Here is a 21417-nt window from a genome sequence, read left to right as displayed (position 1 = left end):
AACGGTCGGCGGAGGTCCCATGAGACTGGTGCGCCCAGCAGAGCCAGAGGAGTTCGCCCGCGCGCGCTCGGAGCACCCGACCTCGCCCGAGACGGCCAGCAAGCACAGCGCCCTGGTCAAGAGCGCCCGCGACGAGGACTCGCGCCCACCCGCGGTGGTCGCGGCGCTGCTGGAGATGACGGGCGAGCGGTGCGCCTACTGTGAGACCCCGATCGACTCCGACACCGCGGTGGTGACGCACCACCGCCCGCCCGGGAACGCCGTCGGTGAGGACGGCACGGTCAGCCCGGACCACTACCGGTGGCTGGAGCACACCTGGGCGAACCTGCTCCCCGCGTGCGCGGACTGCGTGCGGGCCAAGGGCAGCAGGTTCCCGGTGCGCGGTGTCCGCTCCGACGCGCCCGAGCCGTGGACCGACGAGGACGCGCTGATCCTCGATCCCGGCCGGGAGGACCTCGCCGCCCACTTGCTCTACCAGGTGGACGGGACGGTCGCCGGGACCACCGAACGGGGTCGGGTCACCATCGAGGTGCTCGCGCTGAACCGGTCCTCCCTGGTGGCGCGCCGGGCCAGGTCGATCGAGCCCGAACGGCCCGCGAGCCGGCCACACACCGGTGGGCGCCCCGGCGCGCGACCGGGCGGCCCGGGCGCACCGGTCCACGGCGGCGCCTCCGGACCCGCCGGCCCCGGAACCGGCGACCCCACCGCGAACCTCACCCCGGACGCGTTCCCCTCGATGGCAGAGCGCGGCGTCGGGCACACGCCCGCCATGGCGCTGCCCCGCCCGAGCTACGACCTGAACCTCCCGCTCGCACCGACCCAGGCGACGAGCTACTACGGCGCGACGAAATGGATCGACCGGGTGGTCATCGGCAACTTCCGGCCGATCCGGGACCTCGACCTGGACTTCTCGACGTCCACGAGCGAGCACGGGCCGTGGACGGTGCTGCTCGGCGAGAACGGGTGCGGCAAGTCCTCGATCCTGCACGCGATCGCGCTCACCCTGATCGGCGGCGCCTACCGGCGCGAACTCGCGATGGACGCCGGCGCGTACCTGCGCCACCGCGCCCGCATCGGCCGGGTGCAGGTCTACCTGACCGGTGACCCGCAGCCGTTCGAGCTGACCTGGGGCACGGGTGACACCGACTTCACCGGCCCCGAGGCCGCGCCGGTGCTGCTCCTCGGGTACGGCGCCACCCGGCTGCTGCCCCGCGGCCCGGCGCCGCAGCGCCCGGACCGCGCCGGCGCCTGGGTGGACAACCTGTTCGACCCGTGCCGACCGCTCACCGACCCCACCACCTGGCTGCTGTCCCTGCCGGAGCCGGTGTTCACCGACGTCGCCGAGGGCCTCGCGGACCTGCTCGCCCTTGAGGACACGGCCGAGATCGAGGCGGACCGGCGCCGCAAGGTCGTCCGGATCCACCAGCACGCCTCCGTGGCCGAGCTGACCGAACTCAGCGACGGCTACCAGTCCATGCTGGTGCTCGCCTGCGACGTGCTGCGCACCGTCCTGACCCGTTGGGACCAGGTGGGCCTGGCGGAGGGGATCGTGCTCATCGACGAGCTCGGCGCCCACCTGCACCCGCGCTGGCGGATGCGGATCGTGACCGCGCTGCGCACCCTGATGCCGCGGGTGCAGTTCATCGTGTCCACCCACGACCCGCTCTGCCTGCGCGGCCTGCTCGACGGCGAGATCACGGTGATCCGCCGCAACGCCCGGGCCGACGTCATCGCGATCACCGACCTGCCGTCGGTGCAGGGCATGCGTGTGGACCAACTGCTCACCTCCGAGCACTTCGGCCTCGGCAGCACCGACGACCCGGAGCTCGACGACCTCTGGGCGCAGTACTACCAACTCCAGGGCCTGTCCGAGCGAGGCGCCGAGCAGGAGGCGCAGCTGGCGCACGTGCGCGCCCGGCTGGACGCGATCGGGGTGCTCGGCAGCACCGAACGGGACCGGCTGCTGCTCGCGTCCGCGGACGAGTTCATCGCCCGACGGCGTCAGGTCGGTGACGAGGGGACGCGCACCTCCGCGGCGGTCACCGCCGAGCTCGCGGCACTGTGGACGGCCCGGCTGCCGGGTGCGCCGGGGGCACCGCGATGAGGCGGGTGCCGCGCCCGGCCCCGCCGCCGACCCTGTCCTCGGCGAAGGCCGAGCGCGAGCGCGCGGCCGCCGCCACGTTCTACGCGACCTGGGACGGCGCGGCCAAGTACGGCAAGTACTCCGTCTACAAGGCGCCGGACGTGAAGGAGGCGCTCGAGCAGGCCTTCGCGAACAAGTGCGCCTACTGCGAGTCGACGTACGGGGCGACCCAGCCCTTCGCCGTCGAGCACTACCGGCCCAAGGGCGAGGTGACGATCAACGGGGTGCGCACCCCGCCCGGCTACTACTGGCTCGCCTCGGACTGGGACAACCTGCTGCCCTCCTGCACCGACTGCAACAGCCCGCGGGCGCAGGAGCTGCCGGGCATCAAGGAGACGGCCGGCAAGGCGAACGCGTTCCCGATCGGCTCCGAGTCCCGCCGCGCCACCCGGCCGGGGCAGGAGGACCGCGAGGACCGGCTGCTGCTGCACCCCTACCTCGACCACCCGGAGAAGCATTTCGAGTTCGTGTGGCAGACCACCGGCATCGACGAAGGCTGGGTGCGGGCGAGCCGCAACGACTCCGGCCGGGAGAGCCGCAAGGGGCAGACCACGATCAAGGTGTGCGCGCTACAACGCCGTGGACTGGTCGAGGCCCGACGGCGGGTGGTGCGACAGCTCGTCGGTCACCTCGAGTCGCTGGCTGCGCTGAAGGCGGCCATCGGCCGGCACCCGCAGGACCAGGGCCTGCGTGAGCAGTTCGAACGGGGCGTCGCCGACGTGGCCACCTTCGTCGCCGACGACGCGCCCTACACCGCGATGACCAGGCAGGTCGTCGCCGCGTACTACGACCGGCTGTTCCCGCCGGACTGAGACGCCCACCCGAGGAGGTCGTCATGAGCACGGACTGGTCCGACCCCACCCTGGAGTGTGACCTGGTCATGAAGGGCGGGATCACCTCCGGGGTGATCTACCCGCGAGCCGTCACCGAGCTGGCCCGCACCTACCGGCTCCGGTCGGTGGGCGGCGCGTCCGCCGGGGCCATCGCCGCCGCCGCGGCCGCAGCCGCCGAGCTCGGGCGCGGCACCGGCGGGTTCGCCGAGCTGGAGCGCATGCCGGACGACATCACCGCGCCCTCACCGGCCGGCGGGTCCACCCTGTTCCGGCTGTTCCAGCCGACCCGGGCGGCGGCCCCACTGTTCGGGGTCGCCACCGCGGGGATGGGGTCGAAGGGGTCGACGGCGGTGCGTGCCATGGTGCTCGCGACGTTGCGCTGGTTCTGGTGGGCGCTGGTGCTCGGCGCCCTGCCGGGCGTGATCCTGGCGGTGCTCGCCGGGGTCTCGGGTGGTGGCGGCGGCCGGTGGGCCGGGGTCGCGGCCGGGGTGGTCCTGGCGCTGCTCGGCGCCGTGTTCGGCCTGGCGGTCTCCGCCGCGGGCCTGCTCGGCCGGCTGCAGGGGTGGGGGATGTGCACCGGGATGGCGGGCCACGGCGGTAAGGGCGCCCCCGCGCTGACCCCGTGGTTGCACAAGCGGATCCAGACGATGGCCGGACGGACGCGTCCGCCGGGCTCCGGCGAGGACCCCGTGACGTTCGGGCAACTTGCCGATGCCGGCATCACGCTGCGGATGATGACCACGAACGTGACCCGCTACCAGCCGATGGCGATGCCCTGGGAGGCCCGTGGCTACTACCTGGACGCGGCCCTGTGGCGCCGGTACTTCCCGGAGGACGTGGTCGCGTGGATCGAGGAGCACCCGCCCACCTCGGCCCGGGCGGGGACCACCGTGAAGGCCAGGTACGCGGACCTCGTCCGGGCGCACGCCCGCCGGCGCGGACTCGTGCCGTTCCCGGCGCCCCGGGACGTGCCGATCGTGGTCGCCACCCGGATGAGCCTGAGTTTCCCGGTGCTGATCTCCGCGGTGCCGCTGGAGGCCATCGACTACGGGCGGAAGACGAACCAGGACTACAAGGCGGCGGCAGAGGCGTGGTTGACCGAGCACCCGGAGGGCAGTACCGAGCAGGCACTGGCAGCGATCGGGGCGTCCCCCGAGTTCGAACCGAACTGGTTCTCCGACGGCGGGCTCTGCGCGAACCTGCCCGTGCACTTCTTCGACAGCCCGCTGCCGAGCCGGCCCACGTTCGCGATCAACTTGGGTCAAGGAGCGGAGACAATGCCCGAGGACGAGAAGACGTACCTGCCCAACGTCAACCAGGCCGGGGTGCTGCGGAGCTGGCACGGGCTCAGGCCGGACGGGCTCGGTGGGCTGCTCGGGTTCGCGATGGCGCTGGTCACGACCGCCCAGACCTGGGTCGACAACGCGCAACTGGTGCTCCCCGGCTACCGGGAGCGGGTGGTCACGATCTACCACTCGGCGAACGAGGGTGGGATGAACCTGTCGATGCCGAAGCCGATCGTGGACGACCTCGCCGCCCGGGGGCGGGCCGGCGCGGTGAAGCTGGTCGATCGGTACGCCGGGACTGACCCCGGCGGCACCCCGGCCGCGGGGTTCGAGAACCACCGATGGATCCGGATGCGGACGTCGGCCACTGGCTTGCACACCTGGCTCGGGGCGTGGGGCGCCGGCTACCGCACCCCGGTCGCTGGGGCCACCGACTACGCCGACCTCGCCGGATCGGGCGCAGCAGCGGAGTTGCCCTCGTACCCGCTCGGCAAGGCGCAGCGGGCCCGGGTCAACCACCTGATCGATGAGCTGTTGGACCTGGGCGTCGACTGGGGTGCCGACGACGCCGTCACGAAGGGCTCGCCACGGCCCACGCCGCGGCTGCGGCTGGTCCCCGAGGAGGGCGTGGCGACGTTCGAGGCGCCCACGGTCGCCGATCTGGACGCCGCGTTCGCCGCCGACGCCGAGACCGAGATGATGCCCGACGGCGGTGCCGGGCTGGGTCCTGGCGGCGGCTCGGGCGGGGGTCGTCTCCCGTACTGACGGCCGCTGTCTTCTCACGTCGCCGAACCCTTCCGCTTGGCGTTGGAGCGGTGCTACCTTGACGAGCATCCGCTCAGTGGTGAGCGGATGCTCAGGTGTCGGAGGCGGCCATGCCCGTGGGGCTGAACCCTGACGAGCACGAGTTGCTCGCCCGGATCGCGTACCGGTCCTACGTCGACGCCCGTACGCAGGAGCAGATCGCCGAGGAGTTCGCACTGTCCCGGCCCAAGGTCGGCCGGCTGCTCGAGCGTGCCCGCGCCACCGGCGTGGTGGACATCCACATCGACACCCCGCGGGGCCTCGACCTCGACCTCGAGGACCGCCTCGCGGAGGCCTTCGGGCTCCGGCACGCGATCGTGGCACCGGCCGCCGAGGGAGCAGCCGAGCAACGCACGCTCGTGGGCCGCAGCGCCGCCCGGTACCTGGAGCGCAGGCTCACCGACGGGGTCCGGGTGGCCGTCGGACACGGCCGGGACCTGGCCGCGCTCGCCGGGGCGTTCCGGGGACCGGCCGCGACCGGATGCGTGTTCGTCAGTGCCATGGGCGGATCGCCGCTCGTGGACGCGCCCACCAACCCGAACGAGATCGCCCGGGCGCTCGCGGTCGCCTCCGACGGCACCGCGCACAGCCTCTACGCGCCCGCCTACGTGGCCGACGGGCAGGTGCGGGACAGACTGCGCGAGCAGGACGCCGTCGGCGGGGTCTTCGATCTCGCCGCGGGAGCGGCGCTGGCGCTGGTGGGGATCGGCGGGACCGACGACGAGTGCACCATGGTGCGGTCCGGGTGCCTGTCAGCCGCCGAGATCGCGCGGCTGCGGGCGCGCGGCGCGGTCGGGGACGTGCTCGGCACGTACGTCGACGCCTCGGGTAGGGCGATCACGGCGCCGCACCTGGAGCGGGTGATGGCGTTGTCGCTGGAGCAGCTGCGGCGGATCCCCGCCGTCGTGGCCGTCGCGTGCGGGCCGGAGAAGCCGCTCGCCATTCTCGGGGTGTTGCGCGCCGGCATCGTCGACGCGCTCGTGGTGGACGAGCCGAACGCCCGGGCCGTCCTCGAGCTGGTGGTGACAGACCGGGCGGAGGGGTCATGAGAATCGGAGGTGGATGATGCCGATCGTGCCCACGCAGGACATCGTGGACCGGGCATTCGAGGACCGGTACGGGGTCGCCGCGATCAATGTGGTGAACGACCTGACGATGGCGGCCGTGCTCGCCGCGGCGCAGGAACTACGAGCGCCACTCATCGTGCAGACCTCGGTGAAGACCGTCGAGGCGATGGGCGTGAACGTGCTGTACGCGCTCTGGGCCGAGCTCGCCGAGGAGGTGAGCGTGCCGGTCGCGCTGCACCTGGACCATTGCCCGGACCGGGACCTGATCACCGCGTGCCTGGAGGCCGGGTGGAACTCGGTGCTCTTCGACGGCTCGAAGCTGAGCGTCGAGGAGAACCAGCGGCAGTGCGTCGAGGTGGTCGAGCAGGCCCGGGAGTACGGCGCGCTGGTCGAGGGTGAGATCGAGCCGTTCGCCCGGGTGGAGGATCTGGCCGGGGACGCCCCGCCGCCCGAGCTCAGCCTGGAGACCGCGCTGGCCTTCATCGAGGCCACCGGTGTGGACGTGTTCGCGCCCGCCATCGGCAACGCCCACGGCATGTACCGGGCCGCGCCCACCCTGGACAACAAGCGGGTCACCGACATCGTCGAGGCGGCCGGGATCCCGGTGGCGCTGCACGGCGGGACCGGGATGAGCGCGGAGCAGTTCAGCGACCTGATCGCCCGGGGCTGCGCGAAGGTGAACATCTCCACGGCCCTGAAGATCCGGTTCATGGCCGCGGGCTACGACTACATGAGCGCCAACCCGGGCAAGTACGACCCGCCGTCGCTGTTCCGGGCGCAGACCGAGGCGGTCGAGGAGATGGCCGCGGAGCACATCCGGATGTTCGGCAGTGCCGGGAAGGCCTGGGCCGTCTCGTGAGCGCCACCCTGATCTTCGACTGCGACGGCGTGCTCGCGGACACCGAACGGGACGGGCACCGGGTCGCCTTCAACGCCACGTTCGAACACTTCGGGGTGCCACTGCACTGGAGCGAGGCCGACTACGCCACCAAGCTGCAGATCGCGGGCGGCAAGGAGCGGATGGCGAGTGAGCTCACCCCCGAGTTCGTCGCCGCGAACAACCTGCCCACCGACCCCGACGAGCAGGCGGCGATGATCGCGGCCTGGCACAAGGACAAGACCGCTCGGTACACGGCAATGGTCGCCGACGGCGCGTTGCCGCCCCGGCCCGGCGTCACCCGGATCATCACCGCCGCCCAGGACGCCGGCTGGCAGCTCGCCGTCGCCTCCACCTCCGCGGAGGCGTCCGTGCGCGCCATCCTGACCCAGGCGGTCGGGCAGCGGCGGGCCGAGGCGTTCGACGCGATCCTCGCCGGTGACGTGGTGCCGGCGAAGAAGCCGGCACCGGACATCTACCTGCTCGCGCTCGAGCGGCTCGGGGCGGACCCGAGCAGGACCCTGGTCATCGAGGACTCTCGCAACGGGCTGCTCGCCGCCACCCGCGCGGGCCTGCGGTGCGTGCTGACGGTGAACGGGTACACACGAACCGAACCGAACGACGAGGCGGTCCTGGTGGTCACCTCGCTCGGTGACCCCGGCGGGGAGCCAGCCCTCGTCCTGGCCAACCGGGGCGCCGCACGGCCGGACACCGTGATCGGACTGACCGACCTGCTCTGCTGCCTGGAGTGACTCGCACCCAACACCGCACCGACCAAGGAGGGTAGGCATGACGGATACGAACGACGACGTCGACCTCGTCCTGCGCACGATGGCGCGGACCATCGTGGACAACGCCGAGGAGTTCGCGCAGCTGGACGCCGTGGCGGGGGACGGCGACTTCGGGTTCTCGCTGCGCAACGGGTTCGAGGTGGTCGGGACCGACCTCGACTCCTTCGACCACACCAGCGTGGGGGCACTGCTGAAGAAGGTCGGGTTCGTCATCGCCGGCAAGGTCGGCGGGGTCAGCGGGCCGATCTGGGGCACGGCGTTCATGCGTGCGGCGGCCGCCGCGGGGGAGCGCACCAGCCTCACCGGGCCGGAGCTGATCGAGGTCCTGCGGGCCTCGATCACCGGGATCTCCCAGCGCGGCCAGGCGGAACTCGGGGACAAGACCCTGCTCGATGCCCTGGTGCCGGCGGTCGACTCGCTGGAGGCCAGCATCGCCGAGGGGTTCGACGACGGCGGCGTCGCCGCCGTGCAGAAGGCAGCCGACGTGGCCGTCTCCGCCGCGGAGGCGACGCTGGGCATGCTCGCGAAACGGGGCCGCGCCGCCTACACGGGCGAACGCAGCCGCGCATCGGTGGACGCGGGGGCGACCGCCATCGGGGTGATCCTGCAGGACATCAGCGCCGCGTGGCGCGACTCACGGCAAGGAGCCGGACAGTGAAGAAGTTCGTCAACGACCCACGTCAGTTCGTCCCCGAGATGCTCACCGGCATCCAGCTCGCCAGCGGCGGGGCACTCGACTACGACCCGCGCTACAACCTCATCTACCGAGCCGACGCGCCCAACGACAACAAGGTCAGCATCATCCAGGGCTCCGGTTCCGGTCACGAGCCCGCGCACACGATGATCGTCGGGAAGGGCATGCTCGACGGCGCGTGCCCGGGCGACGTGTTCGCGGGGCCTCCCGTGGAGTTCGTCTACGAGACGTCCAAGCTGCTCTACTCCCCGAAGGGCATCCTGCACCTGGTCAACAACTACACCGGCGACCGCACCGCGTGGGAGATGGCCAAGGAGATGTGCGAGGCCGACGGCATGAAGGTCGGCGCCCTGCTCGTCGATGACGACGTCGCGGTCAAGGACTCCACCTGGACCGTCGGGCGCCGCGGCGTGGCGGGCAACTTCTTCGTCATCAAGGCCACCGGGGCCGCGTCGGAGAACGGGGCCGAGCTGGAGGAGCTCGTCCGGATCGGGGAGAAGGTGATCGCGTCCGTGCGCAGCATGGGCATCGCGCTCACCTCGTGCACCCCGCCCGAACGCGGCACACCCCTGTTCGAGATCGGTGACGACGAGATGGAGGTCGGGATCGGCATCCACGGTGAACCGGGCCGCGAACGCGTCAAGCTCGCCAGTGCCGACGAGATCGTCGACATCCTGCTCGACGCGGTCGTTGGCGACCTGCCGTACTCCTCCGGCGACGAGGTCGCCCTGATGATCAACGGTCTCGGCGGCACCCCGATCAGCGAGCAGTACCTGCTCTACGGGATCGCCCACCGCAAGCTCGCCGACCAGGGCATCTCGGTGTTCCGCAGCTACGTGGGGGAGTACTGCACCTCCCTGGACATGGCCGGCGCCTCGCTGACCCTGCTGAAGGTCGACGACGAGCTCAAGGAGTTGCTGCTCGCGCCGGCGGAGGTGTCGAACCGGATCTTCTGAGCGGCAGCAGAGCCTTCCTGCCGGGGCCGATCGGCCTCGGCAGGATTTTGGCTTTCAGTCGCACGTCGGGCGACACGCGGCCAAAGTCGGTATTGGCGTTCATGCCGTTCCGCCGTCCCGATCGGCGGGTGGCTTGGACAGCGTCGACGTTCGCGGATCCCCGCCATTCCGCCCTCGTGGGACGGCTGCCCACGCTAGCCTTTCGTCACCTGCCGGATGCGCGCAGGGCCACCGATCATTGCCGTCCCGCTGCCGGGGACCGCCCGAAGACGCCGGGAGTTCTAGTGGTCGATCGCCGCACGAAGCAGGCGGTGTCGGACCTGCTGGTGGCCGTTGCTCGCGGCGATCGTGGCCTCGCCGTGCCAGGGGAGGACGCACGGCCGGACCTGATCAAGGCCGCCCGGTACCACCGGGTGGCGCCACTCGTGCACCTCGCGCTCAGGGACCGTGCCCCGGAGGATGCCGCGCTGCTGCGGCCGGACCGGGACCACGCCATGGGGGTGCACATCCGGGCGACGATCATGCTCGACGAGTTCGGCGGCATCCTCGAGGACATCGACTGGGTGACCTTCAAGGGCCCGTTCCTCTCCGAGACGGCCCATCCCGCGCAGGGGCTGCGGACCTATCACGACGTCGACACCCTGGTCGATCCCCACGACCTGCGTGAGGTCGCGCGCCGGCTCCTCGCGGCCGGCTGGACTATCGCCGACTACGACGACATGCTCCGCAACCCCCGCACGCCGGGGGAGATGCACTGGGTCAGTCCGTCCGGGCTCCTGATGGACCTTCACTGGTCCATGATCAACATGGCGGTGCGGCGAGCGCGGTTCGCGGTGCCGACGCGTGAGCTCCTGGATCGCAGGACCCCCGTGGCACTCGGCCTGAACCGCGCCTGGGCCCTGTCACGCGCGGACGCCCTGGTGCACGTCTGCCTGCACGCGGCGCTGACCGGCGCGAACCGACTACTCCTCCTCGTGGACGCGGACCGGTTGGCAGCCCAGATCGAGGACTGGGACGAGGTGGGCCGCCGGGCCAGGACCTGGCGCGCCGAGCCACACGTCGCTCTGGTCCTGGCACGTGCCCGGCATGTCTTCGGCACCACGTCGGCGCCCGATGACCTGAACCGGCGGCTGGGCCTGTCCGATGCCTTCGGTGCGCTCACGGCGGTCGTGGATCGAGTCGCCCCCGTACCGGACGCACGCCAGGAGCCGGGCCTGGCGCGGCTGGTGGCGCGCGCCGCGCAACCGAGCGCAGCACGCACGGTCACCGTGGCCGGCCACAACGCGCTGCTCGGCGTGCGAGAACGCGTCCGCCGGGCGCCCGCGGCCCCGAAGACCACCAGGCTCAAAGCGGATGAGGCCGCGTTGGAGGTCTACCTGGCTGGTGTCGAGACCGAGGCGACCGGCTGATCCAGCGCAACCGCGGCGCGTACCTGTGTGGCGATGAACGGCGGGAAGGGCGGCCCCCAGGGCAGCCGGGCGACGTAGACCGGAACCGTCTCGACGAGATCGCTGAGGTGCTGGAACTGCTGGTCCACGGCGGCTGGATCCTCCCAGCCGACGATGCGGGGGAACATCAGCAGGTGCAGCAGCGCGTCTCGCTGGGACAGGCGGGTGAACTCGGGCTCGCGATCCTGGTCCGAGTGGTCGGGCGCCGGAATCACGATCGCGTGCAGAGGCAGTCGGTCGGTCTCGGCCCGAGCCGTGGCGAGCGCGTCCCGGTCGTCGCCGGTGACTCGGTGCACCGGCGGAACAGTGAACCGGGCGGCGAGGTCGCCCGCGGCCTTGCGGAGGCGGAGTTCGGTCGCCCCGAGGTGACACCGGGGTGGCGCCGTATCGAGGTCGAGGTGGAGCACGTCGTCGGTGATGAGGCGGGCGCCGTCGGCGCACATAAGCGTCGCCATCGTGGACTTGCCCATGCCGGAACGGCCCACGAACGCGAGAGCGGCGTCGCCCACCTGCACCGCGCTCGCGTGCAGCACCGGACGCCCACGCATTGCGAGCAGGAACGAGAGCATCGTCCCCGCGGCGAGGACGCCGGCACGTTCGGGGTCCGCGCCATGCACGAGTCGGACCGTCACCGTGGTCAGGTCCTGGTCGAGCTCGAAGTCGCAGGTGCGGTAGAACCGGAGCAGATACCCGGATCCCGTGTCGGTGGCGGAGTAGTACTGCTTGTCGCCGTCGAGATGGAGGAGCACGCGGCCGGGAGGAACCTGCTCAGTCGCCTCCATCGGCGCGCCGAGCCGGATCGTGACGTCGGCGTCACCCTGTCCCTGCCGGTTCTGATGGAGCGGCAGGTCGGATGCGAGATTCAGGCCGTACAGGCGGGTGGTGCTCACGCTGTCTCCGAAGGCTTGAGTGCTGTCAGGGGAGTGTAGGAGGACGCGGCTCGAAGCGGGTCCAGGATCGCGCCGTCGATCTCGAGCCATGCGTGGGCTCGGATCTCGCCGTCGATCTTCGCGACGCCCACGATGAGTTCCGGACCGAGTCGTCGAAGCAGGGCTCCGCTGACGAGCGCTTGCCGTAGGCAGGTGTCGCCGAAGGGCCAGTGCCGCATCACGCGCCGCGTGGCTCGCACCTTGCGGCGGTCCCGATCGTCCAACGTGGGTCGCACGTGCGGGTGGCGGACCGGCCCGGCGTCGATGGTGCGTAGGGGCGTGCCGAGGCTCTGGGAGAGGCGGGGCAGGCCGGCCGTACGCAAGCCGATCTCGGTCACCAGTGCGGTTGCAAGCGCCGCGGCGATCCAGGGCCACTCGTCCGTCGGCGGGAGGCGCATGCTCACGACTCGCTCTGCGAGGCCAGCCACGCCTGGTGCAACAGCATCGCAGTCGACATGGTCGGTGTGTCCGAGAGCCACATGGCGCGGAGAGCTTCCGGGTCCACCAGTTCGGTGTCGACCCCGGTACCGTCCCAGGCGGTAGCGAACTCCCGGGTGTATCGCCCTGAATATGCATTGTTGAAGCTGGCCTTCGTCCGGCGAGCCAACAGGGCGGGGGGTAGGAGGTCGGAGAAGAGGGCCTTCATCGTGGAGGTGCGGCCGTTGAAGCCCCAGATGCCACCGGCGTGGGCGAGAGCGGCAAGGAAGCCGGCGTCCAAGAGCGGATCGGCGGTACGCACACCGTACGTGGAGGCGATGAGCGACTGGTTGGTCGTCATCGTTGCCCAGAATCGACGGCTGTTGATCCACCAGGTGGCGTTGTCATAACGCAGCGGCTGCTTCGCCTCATCGGCCGCGGCCAGTCTCTCGTGGCGACGGGCGACGTCGGGCCGTAGCCAGAGTTGCGGATCACTCACCTCGAGATCGCGCGCAATCTGACGACGGCGTACCGGTGCGGGCGCGAGAGCCTTGGCGGCGTCGGACCAGAGCCTGCGGGTGGCTCGGCGACGACGTCGCAGCAGCGTGAGCGGGGTGATGCGACGCGCGTCCAGGACCGCGTCGCCACCCTCCCCGGTGAGCATCGCACCGCCTGAGAGGTGCCGGTACACGAGGCCATGACTGTGCAGAGCGGGTGGCCAAAGGATCCCGTGCTGGCGGATGCTGAGGCGTGCTGCCGGACCGATCAGGTCGGTCTCATCCTCGGTGAACTCGAGTCGGAGCCAATTCTCGATCCGGAGGTGGCTCACGACGAGTTCCTGCCACTCGGTCTCGTCAGATTCGGGCAGGTCCGGGTAGACGCGGGTCACGGGTACAGGATCGGGAAGGCCCTTCCGTCGGGCCAGGTCCGTTGCGACTGCCAGGACGGCCGACGAGTCACGACCACCCGAGAAGGTCACATAGCACGGTCCCTCTACGAGTGCGGGAAGGATGGCCGCTTCCAGAGCCTCACGCGGGGTGCGGGACGTAGCCGGCAGGGCAGTGGGTTCGGTCAGCCCGTGCTGCCAGCACGTCGCTACCTCAAAGGGATCGGAGCGGATGTAGTCGTGTACCGGTATTGCGTGCGTCAACTCCTGCGTCCCCTCGCATCAGTGTTCTGACGATTGTGGTGCCATCGGCACAATGAGCCGGACCCGCCGACCACCTATGGTCGGCGGGTCCGGTCTCGACCTGAGGTCAGGACGACGGGTCCGGGTTGGTCCCCCAGGAGAACCAGCCGAGGCTGTCGTCGCTCCCCCGCAGTCCCTGGCCCAGCGTGAGGTCGCGGACGGAGCCGACCTCCTGGATCATCGGAGATTCGTACATAGTGGTGTCACCCCCTCTCGAGGTGTAGCGGTTGTGGCCCCGGCCTGGATGTGCCGGAAATCTTGAGCGCGTCAAAGCGCAGCGTCCTGCAGCAGCCCCCGTTGCTCGAGGGAGTCCACGAACGTGGCGACGTCGCCGGCGGCCTGATCGGTGCTGATGCCGAACTCGGTGACCAGCGCGTCGGTGAGGTCACCGGTGCTGCGGTCCTCGGCGAGCAACCTGACCAACGTGGTGCCGGCTCGGTTCGTGGTCAGGTACTTGGACGTCTTCAGGTCGAGGATGACCATCTCGCCGTCGATCTCACGCCAGGTGACGCCGTCTCTACGCAACTTCACGTCGTATCTCCCCATGCCCGATGGCTACAGCCGGTAGTTACTGCTCGAACACTCCGGAATCTAGGGGAGCGGGTGCGGAAGCGTCGGGTGACTGGGGGGTGACCTTTGCCGGGAATTCCGCTCACCAGGGGGTGAGAGGGTGTGAGGCCACCGAAGCGTTGGTTGAGAGTCGTGCCGATGCGGTTCGAAGCGTCCTATTGCGTGCCTGTTGCTGACGGCAGCGGCCGCGGACGGGGGTGGGCCTTGACGGGTGACGCTTCATGAGCACAGCCGTGACCGAAGCACAGGCTGTGGGGTGTCAGCGTCGGCTGCTCTCATCCCTTAGCCACGTGGTGTCACCGCGCCGCGCCGCACGGCGGCCCAACAGCTTGGAAACGGCCGCGGTGGCCACGAAGACGACCACGCCCGGCAGCAGTCGGGGCTCGGCCATGGCCATCCGGGCGAGAGCCCCCGGGGTCGCACCGGCACCACGGACGGGCGGTGCGCCGCGCGCAGCCGACATGCGGGTGTTTCCGGTCATCGCACGGACCCGCCGGCGCAACAGATCGGCGTAGGTCTTCGGCGGCCTGATGGTGACCCGGGCTCCGGGGACCACGGTGCGCTCTTCGGGGGCGAAGCTCATGGCCAGGTGTAGGTCGTCGGACATGGTCTCCGGCCAGTCCCGGATCCGGGCGTGGCCCTGCTCGCTCACGGCGATCACACCGCGTCCGTACAACTCGGTCCGGACGCCGTCCAGCCGTTGCCACACGTCGTAGTACCAGCGGACCGGTGCTGACACCCCGTCCATCGGCACGTGCCTGGTCGGACCCGAGGCCTGGATCCTCCCGGTGAGTGCGTCGCAGAGAGCGCGCGCGTCGTCGGCACCGAGCACCACGTCGCCGTCGATATAGATCCGTGGGAAGGCTGTGGCGTGCTGGTCCCCGAGTGCGAGGGCGCGGATCTTCGACGGCACCGGTGTCTCGATCACGGTGACCTCATGGTCGCGGGCGATGTCCGCAGTCCGGTCCGAGCAGCCGTTTGCCACGACTACGATCTCGGACGGGTATCCGTCGGCGCCCTGGAGCGCATCCAACAGCCGAGGCAGTGCCCGCTCCTCGTTGTGCGCCGGAATGATGATAGAGACCACGCGCTGAGTATCCCCGCCCATGGGGCTGCCTGTCAGGGAAAGCGTCCCCCTCCTCCCCTCACCCCGGGGTGATGGCAAGCGGTAGGGGAAGTTCACCCGTCCATCACCTATCGAGGGCTGGGCGTCCTCAGTACGTTGCAAGGAGCAGCACTGCGTTCGGGGGATCGAGCGAGGTGAGGTCGCGGGCCGTTGGACCGTGCACACTCGCGATGATGAGTTTCCCCCGCCACCTGCAACCAATGACAGGAGAGCGGACACATGTGGAATCGCCGGAACGGAAGGACGTCGGTCGCGGCCGGCGTGGCCTCCGGGCAGAAGCCACGCGTGCTGATCGTGATCCAGAACCTGCCGCTTCGGATCGACCGCAGGGTCCGGACCGAGTGCGCCGCCCTGGTGCGTGCCGGTTACGACGTGAGCGTCATCTGCCCGAAGGAGACGGACGGCGAGGCCGATCGGCATGTGGCCGACGGCGTCCACGTGTACTCCTACGCCGCCCCGCCGGAGAGTTCCGGGCTGATCAGCTATTTCCGCGAGTTCGCGTTGTGCTGGCTGCAGACGGCACGGCTGTCGATCAAGGTGAACCGCGAGCGTGGCTTCGACGTGCTTCAAGCCTGCAACCCGCCGGACACCTACTGGCTCCTCGGGGCGCTCTGGAAACTGCGTGGCCGGCGATACGTGTTCGATCAGCACGACCTCTGCCCGGAGGTCTACGAGGCCCGCTTCGGCAAGCGTGGCGTGCTGCACCGCGCGCTCCTGTTCCTGGAGGCCATGACCTATCGGGTCGCGGACCGCGTGATCTCCCCGAACCCCGCCTATCGAGACATCGCGCTCGAACGCGGTGGCGTGCCGGCCGGCCGGACCGCCGTCGTGATGAGCACCCCGGACGCGGACCGGATGCGCCGCAGAGAACCACATCCGGAACTGCGTGACGGACGCGAGCACCTGGTCTGCTACGTGGGCATCATGGGCCCGCAGGACGGTGTTGACGGACTCCTGGCGACCATTGACCACTACGTGCACGACCTTGGTCGGGAGGACACCCGGTTCGCCCTGCTCGGCTTCGGTGACAGCCTCGAGGACCTCAAGGCTGACGCCACCGCCCGCGGCCTCGATGCGTGGGTGACGTTCACCGGCAAGGTGGACCACGACGAGCTGGGCCGTTGGCTGTCCACCGCCGACCTCGGTGTGACGCCTGACCCACAGAACGAGTTCAACCACCGCTCGACGATGAACAAGACCCTCGAGTACATGGCCCACGAGATCCCGGTCGTCGCGACGGACCTGCGAGAGACCCGTCGTTGCGCCGGTGACGCGGCGGTGTACGTCTCCGGTGACGATCCCGCTCAGTCCGCGCAGGCGATTGCCGACCTCCTCGACGATCCCCAGCGGCGCACGGAGATGGGACGGATCGGTCGGAGCCGCATCGAGAACGAGTTGGCGTGGTCGATCCAGGCGCGTGCGTACGTGGGCGTCTTCGACGGGCTCCTCGGTCGCAGACGGCGCGCGGGTGCACCCCGCAGTGACGAGACCCAGCGCAGTGACCTCGCGGAACGAGTCGCCCCGTGACCGCCGGCACCTGCCCCGCATGCGGCGCCGCGGCACCCGAGCCTTTCCATGTCGGCGAACCGGTGCCGGTCAACAGTTGCCTCCTTCTCGGGGACCAGGCCGCCGCCGTCGATTTCCCGAAGGGTGACCTGGCGCTGGCGTTGTGCCCGGCCTGCGGACTCATCTGGAACTCCAGCTACGACCCGGCGCTGACCACGTACTCGCAGGACTACGAGGAGACACAGGGCTTCTCGCCGACGTTCCAGGCATTCATCCACGACCTGGCCACGGACTGGGTCGAGCGCTATGCGTTGACGGGCGGGACCGTCGTCGAGATCGGCTGCGGCAAGGGCGAGTTCCTGGTGGAGATGGCCCGCGCCGGGATCGGCGCCGGCATCGGCATCGACCCGGGCGTGCGGCCCGCCCGGATCACCGACGACGTCCCCGTCACCTGGATCCAGGGACTCTTCCCGCAGGACCTGCCCGAGCTGGACGCGGACGCCATCATCTGCCGTCACACGCTCGAACACATCGCCCCGGTCCGGGAGTTCCTGGCGTCCATCAGGTCCGCGATCACCGATGTCGAGCGCACGGTGCTGCTGTTCGAGGTACCCGACGTGCAGCGGGTCCTGGACGAGGTCGCGTTCTGGGACGTCTACTACGAGCACAGCTCCTACTTCTCCGCGGGATCGGTCGGCCGGCTGTTCCGGGCCGCAGGGTTCGACGTGCTCAGCATCAAGCGGGCGTACTCCGACCAGACCTTGCTTGTCGAGGCCCGTCCGACGGCCGGTGGCGCAACAGTGGCGCTCCCGATCGAGGAAGACCCGGCAGCGCTCGCCGAGGCCGCCGCGCGATTCGCTCGCGAGCACCGGACGATGGTCGAGCACTGGCGAGACCGGATCCGGACCGTGAATGCCAGCGGCGGCCGAACCGTCATCTGGGGCGGCGGGTCGAAGGGGGTCGCGTTCCTCGCCGCACTCGGTGCGGACGCCGCCCTCGTGGACGGCGTGGTCGACATCAACCCGTTCAAGCAGAACCAGTACATGGCTGGCACCGGGCACCGGGTGCTCGCGCCCAAGGACCTCACCGACCTGGAGCCCACGCTCGTGATCGTGATGAACGCCGCCTACCGCACCGAGATCGGCAACGAACTGGCTGACCTGGGACTCGCGCCGGCCCTGGAGGCGCTGTGAGCAAGCCCCGACTGACCATCGGCCTGCCTGTCTACAACGGCGAGGCCCACCTCGCCGAGACCCTCGAGAGTCTCCTGGCGCAGGACTTCACCGACTTCGAATTGATCGTGGGTGACAACGCCTCGACCGACCGCACCCGAGCGATCCTCCACGAGTTCGCGGCACGGGACTCGCGGATCATCCTGGAACTCAGCGAGGTGAACCGGGGGGCAGCTTGGAACTACAACCGACTGGTGACCGCAGCCCGAGGCGATTACTTCAAGTGGGCTGCGGCCGATGACCTGATCGCCCCGACGTTCCTCTCGGCCTGCGTCGCTGCTCTCGACGAGCACCCGGATGCTGTCCTGGCGTACGCCCCGACCACGTTGATCGACGACAGTGGTTCGCGGATCCGCGATCATGCGGACGGGCTCGACCTCACCCAGTCCGCCCCCTGGGAACGGATGAGGCAGTTCGCGGCCAAGCGATGGCTCTGCAATCCCTGCTTCGGCGTGGCCCGCACCGACGTCATGCGGGCACAGACCATGCTAATCACCGCCAACCGGTCGTCGGACGTGACCTTCCTCGCCCAGATGGCCATGGCCGGGAAGATCGTGGAGGTACCCGAGCGGCTCTTCTACCGACGGGTGGTCGGCGAGAGCGCGAGCCTCGGCGCCCACGACCGCCGCGCCGTGGCGGCGTTCTTCGACCCGAAGCGATCGGCTGGCGTCCTGCCGCCGATGATGAGGGTATTCCTGGACATCAACCGGTGGGCCCTCACCCGTGACTGGGCGATCGCACCACGCGTTCGCACCGCGGCCGCGTTCAGTACTGCGTGGACGAAGCGGCACGTCGGCGTCACGTTGTGGCGGGCCCGCAGGCGGCTCCGCGGCGGCGCGGTGCGCGGCTTCTATGCGTCCGTGGCCACGGACCAGACCAGAACCGAGGTGGCACAATGAGGACGAACAGGGTAAACGCCAGGACCGTGCTGCTGGCCCTGACCGCGCTGGCACTAGCCGTGTCCGGGCTCGCGGTGGCGCCGTCTGCGGCCTCGGCCGCCGTGCTCCGCGACGACTTCAACTCCACGACGCTCGGTTCCGGATGGACGCTGCAGCATCCGCAAGGGACGGCAACCGCGTCGGTCAGTAACGGCCAGTTGCGTCTCGCCCTGCCCGCCGGGCCCAGCAGCGACGCCTCCGACGACAACTCGGCCGCGCGCTTGATGACCCCCGTGGGCGGTAGCAACGTGACGGTCGAGGCCAAGTTCGACTCGATCCCGTCTCAGCGCTATCAGGACCAAGGACTCCTGATCCAGCAGGATGACGGGCGGTGGTTGCGCTTCAGCGTCTACAGCAACGGCAGCAAGGTGCTCGCCTACGTGGGGAACACCACGGGTGGACAGACGGCCACGGTTGCGAACCCGGTCATCCGCCCGAGCGGCGCGTCGATCTGGCTACGTGCGACCGGTGCGGGCTCGTCGTGGACCTTCGAGTGGTCATCGAACGGAACCTCGTGGTCGACGGTCGCGACCGCAACGGCGGCGCTGTCGGTCAGCAGCGTCGGGCCGTACGTCGGCTCCACCGCCTCGTCCGCCACCGGCACCGCATTGGCATGGACGGCTCTGGTCGACTACTTCTCGTCGACTTCGGACGGCTCGACGCCCACTCCGGACCCGACTCCGACACCCGATCCGACTCCGGAACCGACTCCTGAGCCCACCCCAGGTTCCGGGGGGTCCTTCGTCTCGGACGACTTCTCATCGGCAGCCCTGGATCCGCGGTGGCAGGTCGTCGACCCGATCGGCGGCGCCCAGGTGGGAGTCACCGGTACAGGGACACAGGATGCGCGGCTGGCGATCTCGCTGCCCGCCGGCCAGACCCGTGGTGCGTGGAACACGAACGAGTCCACTCGCGTCCTGCAAGCAGTAACCGACGAGGACTTCAGTCTCGTCGTGAACTTCGACTCGATCCCGTCGGCGCGATTCCAGGACCAGGGGGTGCTCGTCCAGGAGTCCGCCTCGCGATGGTTGCGGTTCAGCGTCTACAGCGACGGCGCTTCGATCTACGCGTACATGGGGTCGACGACCAACTCACAGACCGTCAAGGTGTTCAGCAAGAAGATCACGGTGACAACCGAGGCCTACCTCGAGGTAACCCGGACCGGCGACTCGTGGCGATTCCGCACCTCGTCGAACGGCACGAGCTGGTCGACGATCGGTACGTCCAACCAGCAGTTGGCAGTGACCGCTGCGGGTCCCTATGCCGGCGTCGAGGGACCGAACCCGGCATTCACGGCCCTGGTCGACTACGCCTTCAATACCGCGTCTCCGGTCGACCCGGAAGATGGCGGTGCGCCGCCTGACGCCACGCCCCCGAACGTGACGGTGACCGGTGTGACCCCGGGGTCGAGTTCCGTCCGGGTCGCCTGGGACACCGATGAGTTGACCACGGGCGTTGTTCAGGTGGCTCGAACCGGGACGAACACCTGGACCTCGGCCACGAGCTCCGCTCCGGCGCTGATCCACTCGGTGTCCGTCACGGGCCTTCAGTCGCAAGCGTCCTACCGCGCCCGAGTCATCGCGACCGACCTCGCCGGAAATGCGCGGACGAGCGGCGAGACGTCCTTCGTGACCACGGCCAACAACGGACCGACGATCGATGTCTGGTACGGGACCCATCAGACCTTCGGCGCGAACGGCGTCACCCAACCGGCAGTGCCGGTCCTCGGGACGGTCTCCGACCCGGACGGGGTCACGAGCCTCACGTACTCACTCAACGGCTCGTCGGCGAAGCCGCTGACGATCGGACCCGACAGCCGGCGTCTGCAGTACCCGGGTGATTTCAACGCCGAGGTGACGTTGGCGGGGCTGGCCGTCGGTGACAACTCCATGGTGCTGACGGCCACCGACGGGTCCGGGGACGTCACTCGGACCACCGTCACGATCACCCGCGTGGCGGCACCGACGCAGACGCTGCCGTACACGGTCGACTGGTCGAATGCGCCGTTGACCGATCAGGCGACGGTGGTCGACGGCGATTGGGTCGCAGACGTGAATGGGCTCCGGACCGCTCCCGGTGCCACCGGGTACGACCGCTTGGTCGCTTTCGGCGAGCAGTCGTGGACCGACTATGAGGTGACGGTTCCCTTCACGGTCAACAGCATTGGCCCCGGTGCCGGTAGCCCCCTGAGCGGCGCGGCGATGATCGGACTGGCGCTGCGGTGGCAGGGCCATCTGCCCTCCAGCACCGCGCAACCCGATTGGGACTTCAAAGCGGTGGGCGCATACGCGTGGTACCGATTCTACGATGTGCCGAAGCTCGAACTCTGGGGCAACGGATATGTTCGTCGCGGCCAGGTCGACATGCCCCTGACCGTCGGGGCGCAGTACGTCATGCACGCCACCGTGGACACCGTGACCAGCACCACCAGCACCTACACGCTGACGATCTATCCCGCCGGCGGCTCGGAGGCTGAGGGATGGACCGTGACCTACACCGGTGCCGGGCCGAGCTCAGGCTCATTCGCACTCATCGCCCACCACGTGGATGCGACGTTCGGCGATGTCGTCATCGAACCGAGATAGGCCTCCGTTGGTTGAGGTTAAGTCCG

At 69.9% G+C, this 21417-nt stretch carries 19 protein-coding genes; 13 read left to right on the top strand and 6 right to left on the bottom strand.

Going from position 1 to position 21417, the window contains the following annotated elements; genetic code table 11:
- Positions 1–19 precede the first annotated feature (19 nt).
- The 9 genes from GKS42_RS20310 to GKS42_RS20270 all read left to right on the top strand — a co-directional run bounded on the left by GKS42_RS20310 (position 20) and on the right by GKS42_RS20270 (position 10860).
- On the top strand, positions 20–2104 hold the full coding sequence (locus GKS42_RS20310) for an AAA family ATPase (RefSeq protein WP_154795478.1): 2085 nt from the start codon (positions 20–22) through the stop codon (positions 2102–2104).
- Positions 2101–2955, top strand: coding sequence for an HNH endonuclease family protein (locus GKS42_RS20305; protein ID WP_154795477.1), 855 nt, complete (start codon positions 2101–2103; stop codon positions 2953–2955). The genes GKS42_RS20310 and GKS42_RS20305 overlap by 4 nt, the downstream gene beginning before the upstream one ends.
- 23 nt (positions 2956–2978) lie before the next feature.
- Positions 2979–5027 carry a patatin-like phospholipase family protein gene (locus GKS42_RS20300; RefSeq protein WP_154795476.1) on the top strand — a complete coding sequence of 683 codons (2049 nt, stop codon included), beginning with the start codon at positions 2979–2981 and terminating at the stop codon, positions 5025–5027.
- Positions 5028–5137: 110 nt separating this feature from the next.
- Positions 5138–6115, top strand: coding sequence for a sugar-binding transcriptional regulator (locus tag GKS42_RS20295; RefSeq protein WP_154795475.1), 978 nt, complete (start codon positions 5138–5140; stop codon positions 6113–6115).
- A 16-nt stretch (positions 6116–6131) separates the two neighbouring features.
- Positions 6132–6992 (top strand): class II fructose-bisphosphate aldolase, encoded by an 861-nt coding sequence (locus tag GKS42_RS20290; RefSeq protein WP_154795474.1) that lies wholly within the window; start codon positions 6132–6134, stop codon positions 6990–6992.
- Positions 6989–7762: an HAD-IA family hydrolase gene (locus GKS42_RS20285; RefSeq protein WP_154795473.1), complete on the top strand. Its 774-nt coding sequence runs from the start codon at positions 6989–6991 to the stop codon at positions 7760–7762. Before GKS42_RS20290 ends, GKS42_RS20285 begins: the two co-directional genes overlap by 4 nt.
- Positions 7763–7799: 37 nt before the next feature.
- Positions 7800–8459 carry a dihydroxyacetone kinase subunit DhaL gene (gene dhaL, locus GKS42_RS20280; RefSeq protein WP_154795472.1) on the top strand — a complete coding sequence of 220 codons (660 nt, stop codon included), beginning with the start codon at positions 7800–7802 and terminating at the stop codon, positions 8457–8459.
- Positions 8456–9451, top strand: coding sequence for a dihydroxyacetone kinase subunit DhaK (locus GKS42_RS20275; RefSeq protein ID WP_154795471.1), 996 nt, complete (start codon positions 8456–8458; stop codon positions 9449–9451). Before dhaL ends, GKS42_RS20275 begins: the two co-directional genes overlap by 4 nt.
- A 284-nt stretch (positions 9452–9735) precedes the next feature.
- The gene (locus tag GKS42_RS20270; protein ID WP_168217919.1) at positions 9736–10860 is read left to right on the top strand and encodes a nucleotidyltransferase family protein; all 1125 of its coding nucleotides are present in this window, start codon (positions 9736–9738) and stop codon (positions 10858–10860) included.
- Here the strand turns inward: GKS42_RS20270 and GKS42_RS20265 are convergent.
- The 6 genes from GKS42_RS20265 to GKS42_RS20240 form a co-directional block, all read right to left on the bottom strand.
- On the bottom strand, positions 10824–11789 hold the full coding sequence (locus GKS42_RS20265; RefSeq protein ID WP_154795469.1) for a phosphoenolpyruvate carboxykinase (ATP): 966 nt from the start codon (positions 11787–11789) through the stop codon (positions 10824–10826). The two genes, GKS42_RS20270 and GKS42_RS20265, sit on opposite strands and share 37 nt — an antisense overlap.
- Positions 11786–12226, bottom strand: coding sequence for a lasso peptide biosynthesis B2 protein (locus GKS42_RS20260; RefSeq protein WP_232848125.1), 441 nt, complete (start codon positions 12224–12226; stop codon positions 11786–11788). The genes GKS42_RS20265 and GKS42_RS20260 overlap by 4 nt, the downstream gene beginning before the upstream one ends.
- A 2-nt stretch (positions 12227–12228) precedes the next feature.
- Positions 12229–13395 (bottom strand): asparagine synthase C-terminal domain-containing protein, encoded by a 1167-nt coding sequence (locus tag GKS42_RS20255; protein ID WP_154795467.1) that lies wholly within the window; start codon positions 13393–13395, stop codon positions 12229–12231.
- Between the two features lie 106 nt (positions 13396–13501).
- Entirely contained in the window at positions 13502–13630 is a 129-nt protein-coding gene (locus tag GKS42_RS20250) for a lasso RiPP family leader peptide-containing protein (RefSeq protein ID WP_154795466.1), read from the bottom strand.
- A 71-nt stretch (positions 13631–13701) separates the two neighbouring features.
- The gene (locus tag GKS42_RS20245; RefSeq protein ID WP_154795465.1) at positions 13702–13965 is read right to left on the bottom strand and encodes a PqqD family protein; all 264 of its coding nucleotides are present in this window, start codon (positions 13963–13965) and stop codon (positions 13702–13704) included.
- A gap of 298 nt (positions 13966–14263) precedes the next feature.
- Positions 14264–15091 carry a glycosyltransferase family 2 protein gene (locus GKS42_RS20240; RefSeq protein WP_210769227.1) on the bottom strand — a complete coding sequence of 276 codons (828 nt, stop codon included), beginning with the start codon at positions 15089–15091 and terminating at the stop codon, positions 14264–14266.
- Positions 15092–15349: 258 nt separating this feature from the next.
- Here GKS42_RS20240 and GKS42_RS20235 point away from each other — a divergent pair, with 258 nt between their 5' ends.
- Genes GKS42_RS20235 through GKS42_RS20220 form a run of 4 tightly spaced genes read left to right on the top strand, consistent with a single transcriptional unit; the run spans position 15350 to position 21391 of the window.
- Positions 15350–16657 (top strand): glycosyltransferase family 4 protein, encoded by a 1308-nt coding sequence (locus GKS42_RS20235; RefSeq protein ID WP_168217917.1) that lies wholly within the window; start codon positions 15350–15352, stop codon positions 16655–16657.
- Positions 16654–17829 carry a class I SAM-dependent methyltransferase gene (locus GKS42_RS20230; protein ID WP_154795463.1) on the top strand — a complete coding sequence of 392 codons (1176 nt, stop codon included), beginning with the start codon at positions 16654–16656 and terminating at the stop codon, positions 17827–17829. The genes GKS42_RS20235 and GKS42_RS20230 overlap by 4 nt, the downstream gene beginning before the upstream one ends.
- Positions 17826–18767, top strand: coding sequence for a glycosyltransferase family 2 protein (locus GKS42_RS20225; RefSeq protein WP_154795462.1), 942 nt, complete (start codon positions 17826–17828; stop codon positions 18765–18767). The genes GKS42_RS20230 and GKS42_RS20225 overlap by 4 nt, the downstream gene beginning before the upstream one ends.
- A complete protein-coding gene (locus tag GKS42_RS20220) occupies positions 18764–21391 on the top strand; it encodes a beta-xylosidase family glycoside hydrolase (RefSeq protein ID WP_154795461.1) in 2628 nt (875 codons plus the stop codon). The genes GKS42_RS20225 and GKS42_RS20220 overlap by 4 nt, the downstream gene beginning before the upstream one ends.
- Positions 21392–21417 lie beyond the last annotated feature (26 nt).

It is taken from the genome of Occultella kanbiaonis, from assembly GCF_009708215.1.
GTDB lineage: Bacteria > Actinomycetota > Actinomycetes > Actinomycetales > Beutenbergiaceae > Occultella > Occultella kanbiaonis.
Note: the sequence above shows the minus strand (reverse complement) of the source record. Positions and strands in the feature narration are given on the sequence as shown.

Coding starts and splice junctions, on each gene's coding strand:
- GKS42_RS20310 (WP_154795478.1), top strand. CDS start 20: ATGAGACTGGTGCGCCCAGCAGAGCCAGAGGAGTTCGCCCGCGCGCGC.
- GKS42_RS20305 (WP_154795477.1), top strand. CDS start 2,101: ATGAGGCGGGTGCCGCGCCCGGCCCCGCCGCCGACCCTGTCCTCGGCG.
- GKS42_RS20300 (WP_154795476.1), top strand. CDS start 2,979: ATGAGCACGGACTGGTCCGACCCCACCCTGGAGTGTGACCTGGTCATG.
- GKS42_RS20295 (WP_154795475.1), top strand. CDS start 5,138: ATGCCCGTGGGGCTGAACCCTGACGAGCACGAGTTGCTCGCCCGGATC.
- GKS42_RS20290 (WP_154795474.1), top strand. CDS start 6,132: ATGCCGATCGTGCCCACGCAGGACATCGTGGACCGGGCATTCGAGGAC.
- dhaL (WP_154795472.1), top strand. CDS start 7,800: ATGACGGATACGAACGACGACGTCGACCTCGTCCTGCGCACGATGGCG.
- GKS42_RS20260 (WP_232848125.1), bottom strand. CDS start 12,226: ATGCGCCTCCCGCCGACGGACGAGTGGCCCTGGATCGCCGCGGCGCTT.
- GKS42_RS20250 (WP_154795466.1), bottom strand. CDS start 13,630: ATGTACGAATCTCCGATGATCCAGGAGGTCGGCTCCGTCCGCGACCTC.
- GKS42_RS20235 (WP_168217917.1), top strand. CDS start 15,350: ATGTGGAATCGCCGGAACGGAAGGACGTCGGTCGCGGCCGGCGTGGCC.
- GKS42_RS20220 (WP_154795461.1), top strand. CDS start 18,764: ATGAGGACGAACAGGGTAAACGCCAGGACCGTGCTGCTGGCCCTGACC.